The sequence below is a fragment of the Citrobacter amalonaticus genome, from assembly GCF_018323885.1.
Lineage (GTDB): Bacteria > Pseudomonadota > Gammaproteobacteria > Enterobacterales > Enterobacteriaceae > Citrobacter_A > Citrobacter_A amalonaticus.
Window position 1 is genome coordinate 725,179 of sequence record NZ_AP024585.1, and the last position, 19,751, is coordinate 744,929.

General features: G+C 54.3%; 20 protein-coding genes. 11 read left to right on the plus strand and 9 right to left on the minus strand.

Translation table 11 applies throughout. From position 1 onward, the window contains the following. Positions 1-96: 96 nt before the first annotated feature. Together qseC and qseB are read right to left on the minus strand one after the other, a co-directional pair. Positions 97-1,446, minus strand: coding sequence for a quorum sensing histidine kinase QseC (gene qseC / locus KI228_RS03575; protein WP_042998162.1), 1,350 nt, complete (start codon positions 1,444-1,446; stop codon positions 97-99). Continuing rightward, positions 1,437-2,102 carry a quorum sensing response regulator transcription factor QseB gene (qseB, locus tag KI228_RS03580; RefSeq protein ID WP_042998161.1) on the minus strand — a complete coding sequence of 222 codons (666 nt, stop codon included), beginning with the start codon at positions 2,100-2,102 and terminating at the stop codon, positions 1,437-1,439. The genes qseC and qseB overlap by 10 nt, the downstream gene beginning before the upstream one ends. Before the next feature lie 152 nt (positions 2,103-2,254). Here qseB and KI228_RS03585 point away from each other — a divergent pair, with 152 nt between their 5' ends. From KI228_RS03585 to KI228_RS03605, 5 genes are all read left to right on the plus strand, one after another. After that, the gene (locus KI228_RS03585) at positions 2,255-2,647 is read left to right on the plus strand and encodes a YgiW/YdeI family stress tolerance OB fold protein (RefSeq protein ID WP_042324346.1); all 393 of its coding nucleotides are present in this window, start codon (positions 2,255-2,257) and stop codon (positions 2,645-2,647) included. 130 nt (positions 2,648-2,777) lie between these two features. Continuing rightward, positions 2,778-5,036 carry a DNA topoisomerase IV subunit A gene (parC, locus tag KI228_RS03590; protein ID WP_061070588.1) on the plus strand — a complete coding sequence of 753 codons (2,259 nt, stop codon included), beginning with the start codon at positions 2,778-2,780 and terminating at the stop codon, positions 5,034-5,036. A gap of 278 nt (positions 5,037-5,314) precedes the next feature. Continuing rightward, the gene (gene plsC / locus KI228_RS03595) at positions 5,315-6,052 is read left to right on the plus strand and encodes a 1-acylglycerol-3-phosphate O-acyltransferase (protein WP_042998159.1); all 738 of its coding nucleotides are present in this window, start codon (positions 5,315-5,317) and stop codon (positions 6,050-6,052) included. 122 nt (positions 6,053-6,174) lie between these two features. After that, positions 6,175-7,587, plus strand: coding sequence for a cell division protein FtsP (gene ftsP / locus KI228_RS03600; protein WP_042998158.1), 1,413 nt, complete (start codon positions 6,175-6,177; stop codon positions 7,585-7,587). A gap of 109 nt (positions 7,588-7,696) precedes the next feature. Beyond that, positions 7,697-9,868, plus strand: coding sequence for a YgiQ family radical SAM protein (locus KI228_RS03605; protein WP_044265606.1), 2,172 nt, complete (start codon positions 7,697-7,699; stop codon positions 9,866-9,868). Between the two features lie 47 nt (positions 9,869-9,915). On the opposite strand, the gene dkgA is transcribed toward KI228_RS03605, so the two are convergent. Then, entirely contained in the window at positions 9,916-10,743 is an 828-nt protein-coding gene (gene dkgA / locus KI228_RS03610; protein WP_042998156.1) for a 2,5-didehydrogluconate reductase DkgA, read from the minus strand. A gap of 104 nt (positions 10,744-10,847) precedes the next feature. Then, on the minus strand, positions 10,848-12,011 hold the full coding sequence (gene yqhD, locus KI228_RS03615; RefSeq protein ID WP_042998155.1) for an alcohol dehydrogenase: 1,164 nt from the start codon (positions 12,009-12,011) through the stop codon (positions 10,848-10,850). Between the two features lie 49 nt (positions 12,012-12,060). Between yqhD and KI228_RS24460 the strand changes: the two genes are divergently transcribed. Next, positions 12,061-12,189, plus strand: coding sequence for a hypothetical protein (locus KI228_RS24460; RefSeq protein ID WP_099433653.1), 129 nt, complete (start codon positions 12,061-12,063; stop codon positions 12,187-12,189). A 14-nt stretch (positions 12,190-12,203) separates the two neighbouring features. Beyond that, positions 12,204-13,103 (plus strand): AraC family transcriptional regulator, encoded by a 900-nt coding sequence (locus KI228_RS03620; RefSeq protein WP_042998154.1) that lies wholly within the window; start codon positions 12,204-12,206, stop codon positions 13,101-13,103. A 51-nt stretch (positions 13,104-13,154) separates the two neighbouring features. On the opposite strand, the gene yghB is transcribed toward KI228_RS03620, so the two are convergent. Further along, positions 13,155-13,814 (minus strand): DedA family general envelope maintenance protein YghB, encoded by a 660-nt coding sequence (yghB, locus tag KI228_RS03625; RefSeq protein WP_042998153.1) that lies wholly within the window; start codon positions 13,812-13,814, stop codon positions 13,155-13,157. A gap of 139 nt (positions 13,815-13,953) precedes the next feature. After that, positions 13,954-15,141 carry a cystathionine beta-lyase gene (gene metC / locus KI228_RS03630; RefSeq protein WP_044255725.1) on the minus strand — a complete coding sequence of 396 codons (1,188 nt, stop codon included), beginning with the start codon at positions 15,139-15,141 and terminating at the stop codon, positions 13,954-13,956. 249 nt (positions 15,142-15,390) lie between these two features. On the opposite strand from metC, the gene exbB reads away from it, so the two are divergent. Next, on the plus strand, positions 15,391-16,125 hold the full coding sequence (exbB, locus tag KI228_RS03635) for a tol-pal system-associated acyl-CoA thioesterase (protein ID WP_042998151.1): 735 nt from the start codon (positions 15,391-15,393) through the stop codon (positions 16,123-16,125). Between the two features lie 6 nt (positions 16,126-16,131). Further along, entirely contained in the window at positions 16,132-16,557 is a 426-nt protein-coding gene (exbD, locus tag KI228_RS03640) for a TonB system transport protein ExbD (RefSeq protein ID WP_042324207.1), read from the plus strand. 63 nt (positions 16,558-16,620) lie between these two features. On the opposite strand, the gene KI228_RS03645 is transcribed toward exbD, so the two are convergent. Both KI228_RS03645 and KI228_RS03650 read right to left on the minus strand, forming a co-directional pair. After that, the gene (locus KI228_RS03645; RefSeq protein ID WP_043001747.1) at positions 16,621-17,052 is read right to left on the minus strand and encodes a hypothetical protein; all 432 of its coding nucleotides are present in this window, start codon (positions 17,050-17,052) and stop codon (positions 16,621-16,623) included. Then, positions 17,052-17,459 (minus strand): hypothetical protein, encoded by a 408-nt coding sequence (locus KI228_RS03650; protein WP_042998150.1) that lies wholly within the window; start codon positions 17,457-17,459, stop codon positions 17,052-17,054. Before KI228_RS03650 ends, KI228_RS03645 begins: the two co-directional genes overlap by 1 nt. 104 nt (positions 17,460-17,563) lie before the next feature. On the opposite strand from KI228_RS03650, the gene KI228_RS03655 reads away from it, so the two are divergent. Next, entirely contained in the window at positions 17,564-18,067 is a 504-nt protein-coding gene (locus KI228_RS03655; protein WP_061070587.1) for an ESA_00282 family adhesion-associated protein, read from the plus strand. 71 nt (positions 18,068-18,138) lie between these two features. Beyond that, complete coding sequence (locus KI228_RS03660; RefSeq protein WP_042998148.1) at positions 18,139-18,633, plus strand: TIGR00645 family protein; 495 nt, start codon at positions 18,139-18,141, stop codon at positions 18,631-18,633. A gap of 43 nt (positions 18,634-18,676) precedes the next feature. Here KI228_RS03660 and KI228_RS03665 read toward each other — a convergent pair whose 3' ends face one another. After that, a complete protein-coding gene (locus KI228_RS03665; protein WP_042998147.1) occupies positions 18,677-19,717 on the minus strand; it encodes an aldo/keto reductase in 1,041 nt (346 codons plus the stop codon). Positions 19,718-19,751: the final 34 nt, after the last annotated feature.

The following is a 19,751-nucleotide window of genomic DNA, read 5'->3' on the forward strand; positions in this document are numbered from 1 at the left end:
CTGAAATGCGTTTGAGGCTAATTTTACGTCAACAGCCGGTAGGGTGAAATTAGCAAAATGTGCAAAGTCTTTTGCATCTGGCGCAATAATCGACGATTACCACTTCACTGTCGCGATAAAACCCCCGTCTGGCGCATTGTCAAACGACACTGTCATTGTGTGCAGGGCTGCAATGCGACGGACAATCGACAGGCCCAGCCCGCTGCCGGTAACCTGCTGTCCGGGCGGGCGATAAAAGCGTTCGCCAATGTGAGGCAGGACTTCTGCCGTGACGCCGGGGCCGTTGTCTCTGACCGTAAACTGCCGGGCGTCAAGCGTGACATCCACCTCGCTACCTTTGGGGCTGTAGCGGATGGCGTTATCCAGCAGATTGCGCACCAGCAAACTGAGCAGTAGCGGTTGCCCGGTGTGCGTCACATTATGAGCGTTGATCTGCAAACGCACATCAATCTGCGCCTGCTGCGCGGGTTGCCAGATGTCCATTACCGCAGACTGAAGCACTTCCTCAAGAGAGAGCGTGGCGACGTCCTGCAGGTTATCCAGCGAGTCGAGACGGGAAAGCGTCAGCAACTGGTCGACCAGACGCGTGGCACGATCGATGCCCGTATGGAGTTGCATCAGCGCTTTCTCGCGTGCTTGCGGATCATCATCAGAAAGCTGCGCTACCTCCGTCTGGACTTTTAGCGCCGTTAACGGACTACGCAGTTCGTGGGCGGCGTCTGAGGTAAAGCGCCGTTCGCGCACCATCATCTTATGGGTACGGGTAAAAAGCTGGTTGAGCGATTCGACCAGCGGGCGCACTTCACTCGGGACGCCGTGTGAGCTGAGCGGCTCGCTGGATTCCGGATCGCGCAGACGCAACGCCTGCGCCAGCTTTTTAAGCGGCATGAGCTCCCGATGCAGCAGCATAATCAACAACAGCAGCATCAGCGGCAGGGCGATAAGCCAGGGAACCAGTTGCGCCGTCACAATCGCCAGCGCCATATCTTCACGGTATTCCCACTCCTGACCGACCACGATGCGGTACTTACCATCGGAGGAAGTCAGCCAGATAAAACGCCATTTATCGTCATCGCCATTTAACTTGCCGTCATCAAAGCCTTCCCGGCGGTAGCTATAGGGGATGTTCTGACCATTATCGCCGTCGTGCAGCACCATCTTGCCGTCCGTGGTGTAGACGGCAAAGGTCAGCGCATCATCATCAACATGACCGTGTTTGAATTTCTTTGGCGTATGCGCCATCCGTTCGGTGGCGTGCAGTTCATTGATATCGAGCGTAACCAGGCGTTTGGCGAAGAGCATCAGCTGGGTATCAAACAGTTCATCGACGTTATCCGTTGTTTTTTTCCAGGCGACAAAACTCGATGCCGCCCAGGTAATGGCTGACAGAATCAGAAAAATGAGGGTAAGCCTGACGCGCAGGCTGAGTCGCTGGGTCACGATGATGCCTCGCCAAGCGTATAGCCGATGCCGTGAACGGTGCGAATGAAATCGCTGCCCAGTTTGCGCCGCAGATGGTGGACGTGCACTTCAACGGCATTGCTGGTGACCTCTTCGTCCCAGTTATACAGCTTCTCTTCAATGAGCTTGCGCGGCAGCACGCGACCTTTATTACGCATCAGCAATTCCAGAAGCGCGAACTCTTTTGGCTTGAGTATCAATGGCTCACCCGCCAGCGTCGCGACCCGATCGCCGGGACGTAAGCTCACTCGCCCATGGCGTAATTCACTGCTGGCCTGACCGCTGGCGCGACGCATCAGCGCCTCCAGTCTGGCGGCGACTTCTATCAGTGCAAAGGGTTTACACAGATAATCATCGGCCCCGAGTCGAAGCCCTTCGACGCGTTCGGCCAGCGCATCGCGTGCGGTGAGGATCAGCACCGGCTCGCGCTTTCCCTGTTCGCGCCAGTCGCGCAGAATATCGCGCCCGTCCATTCCCGGCAGCGTGAGATCGAGGATCACCGCGTCGTAAGGCGCGCTGTAGAGCGCTTCTTTTCCCTGACGACCTTCGGTAAACCAGTCGACGCTAAAGCCCATTTTACTCAGCCCGGTTTTAATGCCGTCACCAATCAACGCATCATCTTCAACCAGTAAAATTCGCATATTTTCATCCCTGCACCCGCTGTGATAAAGGCAAGTAAACCGCGATGTTGCACGTGATGTACAGCAAAAAAAGAGACTTTTTTTGCCTTAAGAACTTGTTAAGGATTACCGTATTTAATGGATGTGAAATGACATCAAAGGGAGAAATGATCATGAAAAAACTGGCTGCAATTGTTGCCGTCATGGCGCTCTGCTCCGCACCGGTTCTGGCCGCGCAGCAGGGTGGTTTTTCTGGCCCGTCCGCGACGCAAACGCAGAGCGGCGGCTTCCAGGGGCCTAACGGTAGTAGCACGACGGTAGAAAGTGCGAAATCCTTGCGTGATGACACCTGGGTGACGCTGCGCGGCAACATCGTTGAACGTATTTCCGATGACCTCTATCTGTTTAAAGATGCGACAGGCACCATCAATGTCGATATCGACCACAAACGCTGGAATGGCGTGACGGTTACCCCGCAGGATACCGTTGAAATTCAGGGTGAAGTGGATAAAGACTGGAATTCCGTTGAAATTGACGTGAAGCAAATCAGTAAAGTCAGCAAATAATCCCTGTCAGGGCCGCGTTCGCGGCCCTTTTCTTTGTGACTCAACGCGTCAGATAAGGTAGTATCTGCGGCAATATTGCCTGAAAAGATACCGGGTATCTGGCGGGCTTACAGTTGAGGAATCACGATTAATGAGCGATATGGCAGAGCGCCTTGCGCTGCATGAATTCACGGAAAACGCCTATCTGAATTACTCCATGTACGTCATCATGGACAGGGCGTTGCCGTTTATTGGTGATGGTCTGAAACCCGTTCAGCGCCGCATCGTCTATGCGATGTCAGAGCTGGGGCTGAATGCCAGCGCCAAATTTAAAAAATCCGCCCGTACCGTCGGCGACGTGTTGGGTAAATACCACCCGCACGGAGACAGCGCCTGCTATGAGGCCATGGTGCTGATGGCGCAGCCGTTCTCTTACCGTTATCCGCTGGTTGATGGCCAGGGGAACTGGGGGGCGCCGGACGATCCGAAATCCTTCGCGGCGATGCGTTATACCGAATCCCGCCTGTCCAGATACGCCGAACTGCTGCTGAGTGAACTCGGCCAGGGAACCGCTGACTGGGTGCCAAACTTCGACGGAACAATGCAGGAGCCGAAAATGCTGCCTGCGCGTCTGCCGAACATCCTGCTTAACGGTACAACCGGTATCGCGGTCGGCATGGCGACCGATATTCCGCCGCACAACCTGCGTGAAGTGGCAAAAGCCGCGATCACCCTGATTGAGCAGCCGAAAACCACGCTGGACGAGGTGCTGGATATTGTCCACGGCCCGGACTACCCGACCGAAGCGGAAATCATTACCCCGCGCGCCGAGATTCGTAAAATTTATGAAAACGGGCGCGGCTCCGTGCGCATGCGCGCGGTGTGGAAGAAAGAAGACGGCGCGGTGGTAATTACCGCGCTGCCGCACCAGGTTTCCGGCGCGCGCGTGCTGGAGCAAATCGCCGCGCAGATGCGCAATAAAAAGCTGCCGATGGTAGACGATTTGCGCGATGAGTCAGACCACGAAAACCCGACCCGTCTGGTGGTGGTGCCGCGTTCCAATCGCGTGGACATGGAACAGGTGATGAACCACCTGTTTGCCACCACCGATCTGGAAAAGAGCTATCGCATTAACCTTAATATGATCGGTCTTGACGGGCGTCCGGCGGTGAAAAACCTGCTGGAGATCCTCACCGAATGGCTGGCGTTCCGTCGCGATACCGTGCGTCGTCGCCTGAACTATCGCCTCGAGAAAGTCCTCAAACGCCTGCATATCCTGGAAGGTTTGCTGGTGGCGTTTCTCAATATTGACGAAGTCATTGAGATCATCCGTACGGAAGATGAGCCGAAACCCGCGCTGATGTCGCGTTTTGGTATTACCGAAACGCAGGCCGAAGCGATCCTCGAACTGAAATTGCGTCATCTCGCCAAACTGGAAGAGATGAAGATTCGCGGTGAGCAGGATGAACTGGCGAAAGAACGCGATCAGCTACAGGCGATCCTCGCGTCTGAACGCAAAATGAATACCCTGCTGAAGAAAGAGCTGCAGGCCGATGCCGACGCCTATGGTGACGATCGTCGTTCACCGCTTCGCGAGCGCGAAGAAGCGAAAGCAATGAGCGAACACGACATGCTGCCGTCTGAGCCAGTGACGATCGTGTTGTCGCAGATGGGCTGGGTGCGTAGCGCCAAAGGTCATGACATCGACGCACAGGGACTGAACTACAAAGCGGGCGACAGCTTTAAATCCGCTGTGAAAGGGAAGAGCAACCAGCCAGTGGTGTTTATCGATACCACCGGACGTAGTTACGCCATTGATCCGATCACGCTGCCGTCGGCGCGCGGTCAGGGCGAACCGTTGACCGGCAAACTGACGCTGCCGCCAGGCGCGACCGTTGAGCACATGCTGATGGAAGGCGATGAGCAGAAACTGCTGATGGCATCCGATGCGGGTTACGGTTTTGTCTGTACGTTCAACGATCTGGTGGCGCGCAACCGTGCCGGTAAGACACTCATCACGCTGCCGGAAAACGCCCGCGTGATGCCGCCGGTGGTGATTGAAGATGAAACGGATATGCTGCTGGCGATAACGACGGCCGGACGTATGCTGATGTTCCCGGTCAGCGATCTGCCGCAGTTGTCGAAAGGCAAAGGGAATAAGATCATCAACATTCCGTCTGCGGATGCGGCGCGTGGTGACGATGCGCTGGCGCTGCTGTATGTTCTGCCGCCGCAAAGTACGCTGACGATTCACGTCGGGAAACGCAAAATCAAGCTGCGCCCTGAGGAATTGCAGAAAGTGACCGGCGAGCGCGGCCGTCGCGGGACGTTGATGCGCGGTTTGCAACGCATCGATCGCATCGACATTGATTCGCCGCGTCGTGCCAGCAGTGGCGACAGCGAAGAGTAAAATGCTGTTAAACGCCTGAAGGCATAAGTAGGCCTGATAAGAGGCAACGCGCCGCCATCAGGCAACACTATCGTGCCGGATGGCGGCGTTAATACCTTATCCGGCCTGCGGTTGTAACGATACCGCCAGGCCGGATGACAGTAAAATTTCCCGTAAAACCGTTGTTTATTCGTGAGTCGCGATTAACAATACAGTTTTCCAGAGAGCCACATTAACAATACCCTAACCTGATAGCAGGTGACGTAGAATCCCGGGCTCTTAGGCCTTCAGAGGTTGTTATGCTATTTATTTTTCGACTTATTATTACCGTTATCTATTCCATTCTGGTTTGTGTTTTCGGTTCTCTTTACTGCCTGCTGAGCCCGCGTAACCCAAAACACGTCGCGACCTTCGGGCATATGTTTGGTCGCCTGGCGCCGCTGTTCGGCCTGAAGGTAGAGTGCCGTAAACCCGCGGATGCGGAAAGCTACGGCAACGCTATCTATATCGCTAACCATCAGAATAACTACGATATGGTGACCGCCGCGAATATCGTGCAGCCGCCCACCGTGACCGTCGGGAAGAAGAGCCTGTTGTGGATCCCGTTTTTTGGTCAGCTTTACTGGTTGACAGGGAACCTGCTGATCGACCGTAATAACCGCGCAAAAGCGCACGGCACGATTGCTGAAGTGGTGAATCATTTTAAAAAGCGTCGTATCTCCATCTGGATGTTTCCGGAAGGCACCCGCAGCCGGGGTCGTGGCCTGCTGCCGTTTAAAACCGGGGCGTTTCATGCCGCGATTGCGGCCGGCGTCCCGATTATTCCGGTGTGCGTTTCCAATACCTCGAATAAAATTAATCTGAATCGCCTGAAGAATGGTCTGGTGATTGTGGAGATGCTGCCGCCGGTGGATATCAGTCAGTATGGCAAAGATCAGGTTCGTGAACTGGCCGCGCACTGCCGCTCGTTGATGGAACAAAAGATCGCTGAACTGGATAAAGAAGTCGCCGAGCGCGAAGCCGCCGGAAAAGTGTGATTCAGCGATAAATGCTTACTCATTCGTGCTGCAAGCCAACGCGCATGCAGCCTGGAGTATGACGAGTTTTTGCAGGAAACGAGTTCCTGCCCGTAATTTAGCCAGTTTTACATGGAGCTTATATGTCACTCAGTCGGCGTCAGTTCATTCAGGCATCGGGGATCGCGCTGTGCGCAGGTGCCGTTCCGCTGAGGGCCCATGCTGCCGGTCAGCAACAGCCGCTGCCCGTTCCGCCGCTACTGGAGTCCCGCCGGGGCCAGCCGCTGTTTATGACGCTGCAGCGTTCGCACTGGTCCTTTACCCAGGGCACGCGAGCGCCGGTCTGGGGGATTAACGGGCGTTATCTCGGGCCGACGATCCGCGTCTGGAAAGGGGATGACGTTAAGCTGATCTACAGTAACCGTCTGGCAGAAAACGTCTCGATGACTATCGCCGGTCTTCAGGTGCCGGGTCCGCTGATGGGCGGTCCGGCGCGCATGATGTCGCCAAACGCGGACTGGGCGCCGGTACTGCCCATCCGCCAGAACGCCGCCACGCTGTGGTACCACGCCAATACGCCGAACCGTACCGCGCAGCAGGTTTATAATGGCCTGGCCGGGATGTGGCTGGTTGAAGATGAGGTCAGTAAATCGCTGCCGATCCCCAACCATTACGGTGTCGATGACTTCCCGATTATTATTCAGGACAAGCGGCTGGATAACTTCGGCACGCCGGAATACAGCGAGCCTGGCAGCGGCGGTTTTGTCGGCGATACGCTGTTGGTCAACGGCGTCCAAAGCCCTTACGTGGAAGTGTCCCGCGGCTGGGTGCGTCTGCGTTTGCTGAATGCCTCTAACTCCCGTCGTTATCAGTTGCAGATGAGCGACGGTCGCGCGCTGCATGTTATCTCCGGCGACCAGGGCTTTTTGCCGGCACCGGTGTCAGTAAAACAGTTGTCGCTGGCACCCGGCGAGCGCCGCGAAATTCTGGTTGATATGACCAATGGCGATGAAGTGTCGATTACCTGTGGTGAGGCAGCGAGCATTGTCGACCGGATCCGGGGGTTCTTTGAACCGTCGAGCATTCTGGTGTCCACGCTGGTGTTAACGCTGCGCCCAACTGGTCTGTTGCCACTGGTGACCGACAGCCTGCCGATGCGTCTGCTGCCGACCGAGATCATGAGCGGTACGCCAATTCGCAGTCGCGACATCAGTCTGGGCGACGATCCAGGCATTAACGGCCAGTTATGGGACGTCAACCGCATTGATATCACTGCGCAGCAGGGTTCCTGGGAGCGCTGGACGGTGCGGGCCGATATGCCGCAGTCATTCCACATTGAAGGGGTGTCGTTCCTCGTGCGTAACGTCAACGGCGCGATGCCATTCCCGGAAGATCGTGGCTGGAAAGATACCGTCTGGGTGGATGGGCAGGTAGAGCTGCTGGTTTACTACGGACAGCCGTCCTGGGCGCATTTCCCGTTTTACTTCCACAGCCAGACGCTGGAAATGGCGGACCGTGGTTCAATCGGTCAGATTCTGGTGAATCCGGCGGCGTAATCCTCCTCTCTCTCGCGACGATGCGAGAGAGATTATCCTTCGATTTCTCATTCGTTCCGGCATATAATCGCCGGCCTTTGATTATTTTTTTACCATTTTTGGAAGCACTATGAGCGCAATATCCCTGATCCAGCCAGACAGAGATCTCTTCTCCTGGCCTCAGTACTGGGCGGCCTGTTTTGGTCCCGCTCCTTTTTTGCCGATGTCACGCGACGAAATGGATCAACTTGGCTGGGATAGCTGCGACATTATTCTGGTAACCGGCGACGCCTATGTCGATCACCCGAGTTTTGGTATGGCGATTTGTGGTCGAATGCTGGAAGCACAGGGCTTCCGTGTCGGCATCATTGCGCAGCCGGACTGGAACAGCAAAGACGACTTTATGCGTCTGGGCAAACCGAACCTGTTCTTTGGCGTAACCGCTGGCAACATGGACTCGATGATCAACCGCTACACTGCCGATCGCCGCCTGCGCCATGACGATGCCTACACGCCGGATAACGTCGCGGGCAAGCGCCCGGACCGCGCCACGCTGGTCTATACCCAGCGCTGTAAAGAGGCGTGGAAAGATGTGCCGGTGATCCTCGGTGGTATTGAAGCGAGCCTGCGTCGTACCGCGCATTACGATTACTGGTCTGATACTGTGCGCCGTTCCGTGCTGGTGGATTCAAAAGCCGACATGTTGATGTTTGGCAACGGCGAGCGTCCGCTGGTGGAAGTGGCGCACCGACTGGCGATGGGTGAAACCATCGATCAGATCCGCGATGTGCGTAACACGGCGATTATGGTGAAAGAAGCGCTGCCTGGCTGGAGCGGTGTCGATTCCACGCGTCTGGATACGCCGGGGAAAATCGATCCGATCCCGCATCCGTATGGTGAAGATTTGCCGTGCGCCGACAACAAACCGGTTTCCCCGAAAAAGCAGGAAGCGAAAGCCATTACCGTGCAGCCCGCGCGTCCGAAACCGTGGGAAAAAACCTACGTTCTGCTGCCGTCCTTTGAAAAAGTGAAGGGCGACAAAGTGCTGTATGCGCACGCTTCGCGGATCCTGCACCATGAAACCAACCCAGGCTGTGCGCGTGCGCTGATGCAAAAGCATGGCGATCGCTACATCTGGATCAACCCGCCGGCGATCCCACTCTCTACTGAAGAGATGGACAGCGTTTTTGCCCTACCGTATAAGCGCGTGCCACACCCGGCATACGGCAACAGCCGCATCCCGGCCTACGAGATGATCCGTTTCTCGATCAACATCATGCGCGGCTGTTTCGGTGGTTGCTCGTTCTGTTCGATCACCGAACACGAAGGACGCATTATTCAGAGCCGTTCTGAAGATTCAATCATCAATGAGATTGAAGCGATCCGCGATACCGTGCCGGGTTTTACCGGCGTGATCTCCGATCTCGGCGGACCGACGGCCAACATGTATATGCTGCGCTGTAAGTCACCGCGCGCAGAACAGACCTGTCGTCGCCTGTCGTGTGTTTATCCGGATATCTGTCCGCATATGGATACCAACCACGAGCCGACGATCAACCTCTATCGCCGCGCGCGCGATCTGAAAGGCATCAAGAAGATCCTGATTGCCTCCGGCGTGCGTTACGACATCGCAGTGGAAGATCCGCGCTATATCAAAGAGCTGGCTAGCCACCACGTCGGCGGTTATCTGAAGATTGCGCCGGAACATACCGAAGAAGGGCCGTTGTCGAAGATGATGAAGCCGGGTATGGGCAGCTATGACCGCTTCAAACAACTGTTCGATCTCTACTCGAAGCAGGCCGGGAAAGAGCAGTATCTGATCCCGTACTTCATCTCCGCGCATCCGGGAACGCGTGACGAGGATATGGTGAATCTGGCGCTGTGGTTGAAGAAACATCGCTTCCGTCTCGATCAGGTGCAGAACTTCTATCCGTCGCCGCTGGCCAACTCGACCACCATGTATTACACCGGCAAAAACCCGCTGGGTAAGATTGGCTATAAGAGTGAAGATGTGGTGGTGCCGAAGGGAGATAAGCAGCGTCGTCTGCATAAAGCGCTGCTGCGTTACCACGATCCGGCTAACTGGCCGATGATCCGTCAGGCGCTGGAAGAGATGGGGAAAAAACATCTGATTGGTGGACGTCGTGAGTGTCTGGTACCGGCGCCGACGCTGGAAGAGATGCGCGAAGCGCGCCGTCAGAACCGTAACACCCGTCCGGCGCTGACCAAGCATACGCCGGTGGCGCATCAGCGTCAGACGCCAGCCGCCAACAAAAAGCGTACCAAAGTCGCCGGGCGATAATGGGGTTGCCCGGTGGTAAACACCGGGCTTATTAAAAGAGAAGGGAATTAGCCGCCGAACTGATCCGGATCGGGCCCCAGGCGCTTGCCCTGATCGAGCTTCGCAATCTCACCAAGTTCGTCTTTGTCGAGTCGGAAATCCCAGACGTCGAAGTTCTCGGCGATACGCGATGGCGTGACGGATTTCGGGATCACGACCAGACCGTTATCCAGATGCCAGCGAATGACAATCTGCGCCGGTGTTTTACCGTATTTATCCGCCAGATCACGAATGATTTTTTGATCGAAAACGCCTTCGCCACCCTGTGCCAGCGGACTCCAGGATTCCGTCTGGATTTTGTGCGTCGCATTCCACGCGTGTAGCTGGCGCTGTTGCATCAGCGGATGCAGTTCGATCTGGTTAATCACCGGCGTAACGCCCGTTTCGTCAATCAGGCGCTGGAGGTGGTTGACCTGGAAATTACACACACCGATGCTCTTAATCAGCCCCTCTTTTTGCAGATCGATCATGCCTTGCCAGGCGGAAACATAGTGATCGATTGCCGGAACCGGCCAGTGCATCAGATACAGGTCGAGATAATCTAACTGGAGTTTTTCCAGACTCTCCATCAACGCGTCGCGGGGGCGTTTCTGATCGTCATTCCATAGCTTGGTGGTGATGAACAACTCATCGCGGGGGAGACCTGCGCTGGCTAACGCTTTGCCGACGCCGTCTTCATTTTTGTAGGCGGCGGCGGTATCTATGGACCGATAGCCGACTTCCAGTGCTTTATGAATGGCGGAGACGACCTCGTCGTTACCGGCTTTCCATACGCCTAACCCCAGTTGGGGCATTACATTGCCATCCTGAAGCTTAATTACGGTTTGGTTTGCCATTTTTCCTCCTTCATGTGCTCATCACCGGAGGGGGACTCCGGTGATGTAAGGTGACTTAAGTCTGGACGAAATGCCCAAAAACGAAAGTCAGAGGTGAAAAAAGCTTAGCGCGCTGCCTCGTAAATGCGGCGGCTGACATCCAGGGTAATGTCTTTATGCTCACCCAGTTGCGTCATGCCGTGCTCTTCCAGTTTCGCCAGCAGAGCCGGGATTGAACTGCCGTCAAGGCCATAGCCAGACAGGCGAGTCGGGACGCCCAGTTGCTCGAAGAAATTACGGGTGGCTGCAATCGCGGCATCAATACGCTCATCTTCAGAACCGTCGGTGATGTTCCACACGCGCTCTGCATATTGCAGCAGTTTTTCGCGTTTGGTATCGCGTTTTTCATTCCACAGTGCGGGCAGTACGACCGCCAGCGTCTGAGCGTGATCCAGACCGTGCATCGCTGTTAGTTCATGGCCCAACATATGGGTTGCCCAGTCCTGCGGCACGCCTGCGCCAATCAGGCCGTTCAGCGCCTGGGTGGCTGCCCACATAACGTTCGCACGTACATCGTAGTTTTCCGGGTCTTTTAGCGCTTTCGGGCCATCTTCCACCAGCGTCAGCAGAATGCCCTCCGCGAAGCGATCCTGAATTTTGGCATCAACCGGATATGTGACGTACTGTTCAACGGTATGCACAAACGCATCAACCACACCGTTCGCCACCTGACGTGGCGGAAGGGTGTAGGTATAAACCGGATCCAGTACCGCAAAGACCGGCTGCACATGGGCAGAATGGAAGGCCTGTTTGTCGCCGGTGGTTTTACGCGAGATAACCGCGCCTTTGTTGGATTCAGAACCGGTCGCCGGCAGCGTCAGCACAGAACCCATCGGGATTGCGCTTTTGATATCGCTACCGCTGGTTTGCAGGATATGCCACGGGTCAACGCCATCCGCATAGTGGGCGGCAGCAGCGATGAATTTGGTGCCATCAAGAACAGAACCCCCGCCGACGGCCAGCAGGAAGGTAATGTTCTCTTCACGGGCGATGTTGACTGCGTTCATCAGCGTTTCATACGACGGGTTAGGCTCAATGCCGCCAAATTCGCGCACGTCCAGGCCTTTCAGCGCCTCCTGGACCTGCGCCAGTACGCCCGTCTTTTTCACGCTGCCGCCGCCGTAGGTGATCAGCACGCGTGCGTCTTGTGGGATTTGTGCGCGCAGTTCAGCGATTGCGCCTTTACCAAACAGAATGCGGGTCGGGGTATGCAGATTAAAGTTATTCATTGCTCGTTCCCTTATGTGGGTAAAAAAAGAGGGCAGGAGGGTCTGCCGGATGGAGAACATTGTGGTCGTGCGCGGCTATCCTCTCAATGCTCATTTCTGCCAATGTCTTGCCCATTTCTCCAGGGCGCTGGAGAAAAGCGATAAATTTGCGCACAATCAAGGCGTCGTCATCCGTTGAGAAAATAACCCGTTATGAACCGCGAAGAGATCTGTTTACTGCTGACAGATAAAGTTAAGCAGTTGAAAAACAATGAACATAAGCTCAATGAGCTGCTGCCGGACATCCGTCTGCTGTACGGTACTGAACCGGGTTTACGGACACCCGTGATGTACGACCCCGGCATCATATTTCTCTTTTCCGGTCATAAAATCGGTTACATCAATGAGCGGGTTTTCCGTTATGACGCCAATGAATACCTGCTGCTGACCGTACCTTTACCCTTCGAATGTGAAACCTATGCGACTCCGGACGTACCGCTCGCCGGATTTCGCATCAATGTCGATATCCTGCAATTGCAGGAACTGCTGATGGACATTGGCGAAGACGAACACTTTCAGCCGTCGATGGCGGCAAGTGGGATCAACTCCGCCACGCTCTCAGAAGAGATCCTCTGCGCGGCGGAACGTCTGCTCGACGTCATGGAGCGACCGCTGGACGCACGGATCCTCGGTAAACAGATTATCCGTGAAATCCTCTATCACGTTCTGACCGGGCCACGCGGCGGCGCGCTGCTGGCGCTGGTGAGTCGCCAGACCCATTTCAGCCTGATTAGCCGTGTGCTCAAACGCATTGAAAATAAGTACACCGAAAACCTCAACGTCGAGCAACTGGCGGCCGAAGCCAATATGAGCGTTTCTGCGTTCCATCATAATTTTAAGTCAGTGACCAGCACATCGCCGTTGCAGTATCTGAAAACCTATCGGTTACATAAAGCGCGGATGATGATAATTCACGACGGCATGAAGGCCAGCGCGGCGGCAATGCGGGTGGGTTATGAAAGCGCGTCGCAGTTTAGTCGTGAATTTAAGCGCTATTTCGGGGTGACGCCGGGGGAAGATGCGGCGCGGATCCGCACTATGCAGGGGAGTTAACGTTATTGTGAGTCAGCCGGATGAACGTCGTGTCATCCGGCTGGATTCAGGTCAGGCGCTGCAGTATTTCTTCTTAATCACCACCACCACCGTGCCGATCAACCCCGCCGCCAGCAGAAAAATGGGCAGGATCATCAGGAAGGTCATGACCTGATCTTCATGGCGCTTCACAAACGGGATCATGCTAAGTGCGTAGCCAAAGCTGGTGACCACGCCGACCCACAGCAGCCCGCTCAGCCAGTTGAAAAACTGGAAGCGACGGTTAGAGAGCCCGGAAATCCCCGCCATGGTTGGCAGTAGTGTGCGCACGAACGCCAGAAAACGGCCTGCCAACAGCGCCAGCAGACCGTGACGGTCAAACATGCAGGTCGCGCGCTGGTGGTATTTCGCCGGAAGTTGCGCCAGCCAGCCTTTTACCGTTCGCGTATTGCCCAGCCAGCGTCCCTGAATATAACTGAGCCAACAGCCGAGGCTGGCCGCTGTCGTCAGGATCAGCAGGGTAGGAACAAAGCTCATGACGCCTTGCGCGACCAATGCGCCTGCTAAGAGCAGCAGACTATCGCCGGGCAAAAATGAGGCCGGTAACAGGCCATTCTCTAAAAACAGCGTGGCAAACATCACAAAGTAGACGACGCTAACAACATGTGGGTCCGCCAGCGCGGCAAAATCATGTTGCCAGAGCGCAGCGATAATATCTTGAATGACAGCCATGGACTTTCCTGTGGAACAGCGTTTACGCCTTAATAATCCTATTGTACTCCTGAACGGACCCGGATGACTTGATCCCGGGCGCAACAAATGCAGACAATTTCGTTCGACGTGTCTGCATAGATGTCCATTGGCGTCAATTTTACACGAGGCGGGAAAATCCGGCGGCTAAATCTGCAATCAGATCGTCAACATTCTCTAAACCAATGTGGAGACGAATCAGTGTGCCGCTGAAATCCACACCTCCTTCCGGGCGAATTTCTGCAATCTGTTCAGGCTGATTGGCCAGAATCAGCGACTCAAAACCGCCCCACGAATAGGCCATGCTGAAGAGGCTGAAGTGATCCAGATAAGCGGACAGCTCGTCATTATTGAGCTTTTTATTCAGCACAAACGAGAACAAGCCGCTGCTCCCCGTAAAGTCACGTTTCCAGAATTCGTGTCCTTTACTGCCTGGTAACGCCGGATGATTGACCCGCGCGACCTGTGGATGGGCTGCCAGCCATTCGGCAATTTTCAGACTGCTTTCATGATGCTGGCGCAGACGCACGCCCAGGGTGCGCAGCCCGCGGCTGGTCATATAGGCCGTATCGGCATCGACCATTTGTCCCATCAGATAGGCATTCTCGCGCAGTTGATCCCAACAGCGGGCGTTCGAAACGGCGGTACCGACCATGGCATCCGAGTGACCAATCAGGTACTTGGTCCCAGCCTGAATCGAAATATCAACACCGAAGTCGAGGGCTTTAAACAATATACCCGCCGCCCAGGTGTTATCGATCATAATGATGGCGTCCGGCACAACGCGTCTGACAGCGGCGACAATTGCCGGGACGTCGTGGACTTCCATGGTCACGGAACCCGGAGACTCGAGGAAAACGACTTTGGTGTTGGGCTGAAGATGCTTAACTATGTCAGCGCCAATCAGCGGATCGAACCAGCCAGTGGTCACACCCAGTTTGCCGAGGATTTTGGTGCAGAAATCCTGGCTCGGCTCATAGGCCGTATTGGTCATCAGCACGTGATCGCCCTGTTCGACAAAAGCCAGAATCGTATTGGCGACGGCCGCCGCGCCGCAGGGGAAGAGCGCACAGCCAGCGCCGCCTTCGAGTTCACACATCGCTTCCTGCAGCGAGAAATGGGTTAATGTGCCGCGGCGCCCGTAAAAAAGTTCGCCGTTGGCGCGGTTGCGGGTGGCGTGCTTTTTGGCTTCGACCGTTTCAAAAACCAGCGAAGAAGCGCGCTGAATCACACTATTCACTGAGCCCAGCGTGTATTTTTTACTGCGCCCTGCGCCGACCAGTCGGGTGTCCAGTTGTTTATCTGCCATGTTGGGTTTCCTGTTTTTATACGTCTGGACGTCTAAACTATCACGAATGGAAAAATGCGCATCCCCAGGAACGGGATAAAGCACAATATTTTATCAAAATCGCCTCCCGTGACGTTTTACTGCGTAAGCGCAAGGAAAAGAAACCAAAGGTGCGGCACTATGTAAATAGTAATGAGAACGACTATCAATTCGACGTCGTTTTGATATTATTACGCTCAGAATTTGTGATTTGCGTCCTGGAGATACAGAGTGGGTAATAATTTGATGCAGACGGATCTTTCCGTCTGGGGTATGTATCAGCACGCCGATATCGTGGTTAAGTGCGTGATGATTGGTCTGATTCTGGCGTCAGTGGTCACCTGGGCTATCTTCTTCAGTAAGAGCGTTGAATTCTTCTCCCTGAAGCGTCGGCTTAAACGCGAACAGCAGCTGTTGGCGGACGCCCGCTCTCTGGATCAGGCAAGCGATATCGCAGCAAACTTTGGCGCCAAAAGCTTAAGCACCCAATTGCTCAATGAAGCGCAGAACGAACTGGAACTGTCTCAGGGCAGTGAAGACAACGAAGGCATTAAAGAGCGTACTGGTTTTCGTCTGGAGCGTCGCGTTGCGGCAGCGGGACGTCAGATGGGGCGCGGAAATGGCTACCTGGCGACCATCGGGGCGATTTCGCCATTTGTCGGTCTCTTCGGTACGGTCTGGGGTATCATGAACAGTTTCATCGGGATTGCACAAACGCAGACCACTAACCTCGCCGTCGTCGCCCCCGGTATTGCTGAAGCGCTGCTGGCGACAGCCATCGGTCTGGTTGCGGCCATTCCTGCGGTGGTTATCTATAACATCTTTGCCCGTCAGATTGGCGGTCTTAAAGCGATGCTGGGCGATGTAGCGGCACAGGTGCTGTTACTGCAAAGCCGCGACCTGGATCTGGATGCAAGCGCATCTGCCCGTCCGGTGCGTACCGCGCAGAAATTACGTGTAGGGTAATGTTTCATGGCAATGCGTCTTAATGAAAATCTGGACGATAACGGTGAAATGCATGAAATCAACGTGACGCCGTTTATCGACGTTATGCTGGTACTGCTGATCATCTTTATGGTGGCTGCGCCGCTGGCGACAGTGGATGTGAAGGTCAATCTGCCCGCGTCCTCCAGTACGCCGCAACCGCGTCCGGAAAAACCGGTTTATCTGTCGGTCAAAGCGGACAACAGCATGTTCATTGGTAACGATCCGGTGACGGACGAGACCATGGTGGCAGAACTGAACGCGCTGACCGAAGGGAAGAAAGACACCACGATCTTCTTCCGTGCGGATAAAACCGTCGACTATGAAACCCTGATGAAGGTGATGGACACGCTGCATCAGGCTGGTTATCTGAAGATCGGTCTGGTCGGCGAAGAGGTCGCGAAAGCGAAATAATCGTTGTCGCCATGGGCACAATGAAAGAAAGGCCGGGTACGGCGTTATCGCTACCCGGCTTTTTTATTGCCCATCGCGCCGGGTTTGCACCTGACGTTCATTGAGCGCAACGGTAGTGATGGTAATCGTGCGGGTGTTTCCTTCGGCCAGTTTGCGCGTCAGTCGCAGCGTGGCGGTCTCACGAGCCAGCAAATGCTGCCAGGTGCTCTCCAGTCGCGCCATGATTTTGTCACCCAGCGCCGGGTTCTGTTTGATAATGGCGTTGATCGCCGCGCCATAAATCTCTTCCTTCACCTGAAGCGCGTATATTTCCCGCCGGTTTTGCCATTTCAGACGAACCAGCGCCGCAGGAATAGAAGTCACTTCTTGCGCCACGCTTTCGAGGACCGCATTTTTATTGGCGATGAGTGCGGCAAGATTCTGCTTTAAGATAAATTGATCGCTTTTATTCTCATCTAAAGCCAAATAGACATTGTTATCTTCAACATCTTTAATCATTGTTCGTCGTCCAGAGAATAGAAAAGGGGTGAGTCTTTCTCCCGGGTAATTAAGTTAAGCCAAATTTCGTTGCCGTTTTCATTTATATGCGTGGTCATTTCAGTGATTATTTTACTTAAGGTCTGGGCATCGATATCGCCTTCAGCCTGTAACGCATTAATAACCCGAGCGAAAGTCTCAATTTTCGCTACTCGCTCAAGACGTTCTTTAAAATGACGGTCACGTTCTTCGAGTAGGATATTTTTAGATTGCCCGGTGGCGGTTGTGCTAATTAAGATATCGGCCTCATAATCACTGAGGGTTGTTTTTCCCTGAGTGAAATTATCATTATTTTCTACTGTTTCTTCCGTCTGACCTGACGCTGACAGATGAAAACGCGGTGGGACAAGGTGCTCAGGCAGCATGTCACAATATCCTTTAATATCAAATGTATAGTTATTTTTATTTGGCAGGTCGCGTTGACAATAACATGGGGTAATTTTAGAATCAAAAAAAATGGAGTCATTCTATGAACAGTATTTTTTATTCTGTCATTACCTTGCTATTGTTGACCGGCGGCGTGCTTTTATTAATGCGCGAGTTTAATAAACCGCACAACGCTGAAGAACTGACCTCTGAGACTCAATCAATACCGCTGACTAAAGAAGAGGGGGAGGACCATTTCTCCGCGCTGATGAATGCTATTACACCGGTATGGTACTGGCGCGTCAATCACGAATATATTGATTTCCTTCACGCAACAATAAAACGCATGACGATGGCGCAATTGAATGACACGCCAGGACTGTTTGACGCCCAGCGACGCTGCAGCGATCTCAATTCAGCGGTGTATAAATACTACGACACGATAAAAAAACGCTGTCTCAACGGCGAAAAAGTTCCCCATTCCGATCTTGATGTGCTGAACTTACGCCAGTGCTTCCGGGAGTTTAGCGTCGAGGCGTATCCATCGCTGGTGGCGCTGGTGTGGCCCGAGTATCAGCGCCCGTGGATCAATCCCGACGATGTTTAAGGAGGATGTTGATCTGATGTTGCGCAATTGGGATATACTGTCGCCCGGTTTTTGCAACATCACAGGAATTTATGGAACGCTTTCTCGAAAACGTTATGTATGCGTCTCGCTGGCTGCTGGCCCCGGTCTACTTTGGTTTGTCGCTGGCGTTGGTTGCGCTGGCGCTAAAATTCTTTCAGGAAATTTTTCATGTTCTGCCCAATGTCTTTTCGATGGCAGAAGCTGACCTGATTCTGGTGCTGCTGTCCCTGGTGGATATGACGCTGGTCGGGGGACTGCTGGTAATGGTGATGTTTTCCGGCTATGAGAATTTCGTCTCGCAACTCGATATCGCTGAGGGACGGGAAAAACTGAACTGGCTGGGGAAGATGGATGCGACCTCACTGAAAAACAAAGTTGCGGCCTCGATTGTTGCTATCTCTTCCATTCATCTGTTGCGTGTATTTATGGATGCGAAAAACGTGCCGGATAACAAGCTGATGTGGTACGTCATTATCCATCTCACTTTCGTCTTGTCGGCGTTTTTGATGGGCTGCCTCGACCGGTTAAACCGCCATAAGCACTGACAGAACAGGCCGGGCAGCCCTTAACGCTACCCGGCGCTGAACGTTACTTATCGGACGATGCCTGCCAGAGGTTCAGTTGGCCGTCAGCGACATGCTTATCAATCTGCGTCAATTCTTCTGTGGTGAACGACAAATTTTTCAACGCCTGAACGTTTTCTTCCAGTTGCTCCGGGCGGCTTGCGCCAATCAGCACGGAAGTGACGCGATCGTCTTTCAGCAGCCAGCTAAGCGCCATTTGCGCCATTGACTGACCGCGCTGTTGCGCCATCTTATTAAGCAGACGCAGACTGCTGAGGTTAGCTTCCGTCAGCATATTCTCAGTCAGACCGCGCACTTTCTTCCCTTCGCGCTGCATACGTGAACCGTCCGGAATGCCGTTCAAATACTTCCCGGTGAGCAATCCCTGCGCCAGTGGCGTAAAGGCGATGCAGCCCACGCCATTGGCTTTCAGCGTATCCAGCAAACCGCTTTTATCCACCCAGCGGTTCAGCAGGTTATAAGAGGGCTGATGGATCAGCAGCGGGATCTTCCATTCGCGCAAAAGCTCAGCCATTTTTTGTGTCCGCTCCGGCGAGTATGACGAAATACCAACATACAGCGCTTTCCCACTTTGCACAGCGTGTGCCAGCGCAGACGCCGTCTCTTCCATCGGCGTGTTTTCGTCCACGCGATGAGAATAGAAAATATCGACGTAATCCAGGCCCATCCGTTTCAGGCTCTGATCGAGACTGGCGAGCAGGTATTTACGCGAGCCGCCGGAACCATAAGGACCTGGCCACATGTCGTAACCGGCTTTGGTCGAAATAATCAGTTCATCACGATACTGGGCAAAGTCTTCGCGCAGCAGACGCCCGAAATTTTCTTCGGCGCTGCCCGGAGGCGGCCCATAGTTATTGGCTAAATCAAAGTGAGTAATGCCTAAATCAAAGGCTTTTCGCAACAGTGCGCGCTGCGAGTCGAGGGCTTGTACGTGACCGAAGTTGTGCCACAGACCGAGCGATAGCGCAGGCAGTTGGAGGCCGCTGTTACCGCAGTAGCGGTACTGCATATTCTCATAGCGGTCAGGGGAGGCGTTCCAGGACATGATGTCTCCTTTCTTGTGATGAATTTTCGAAACA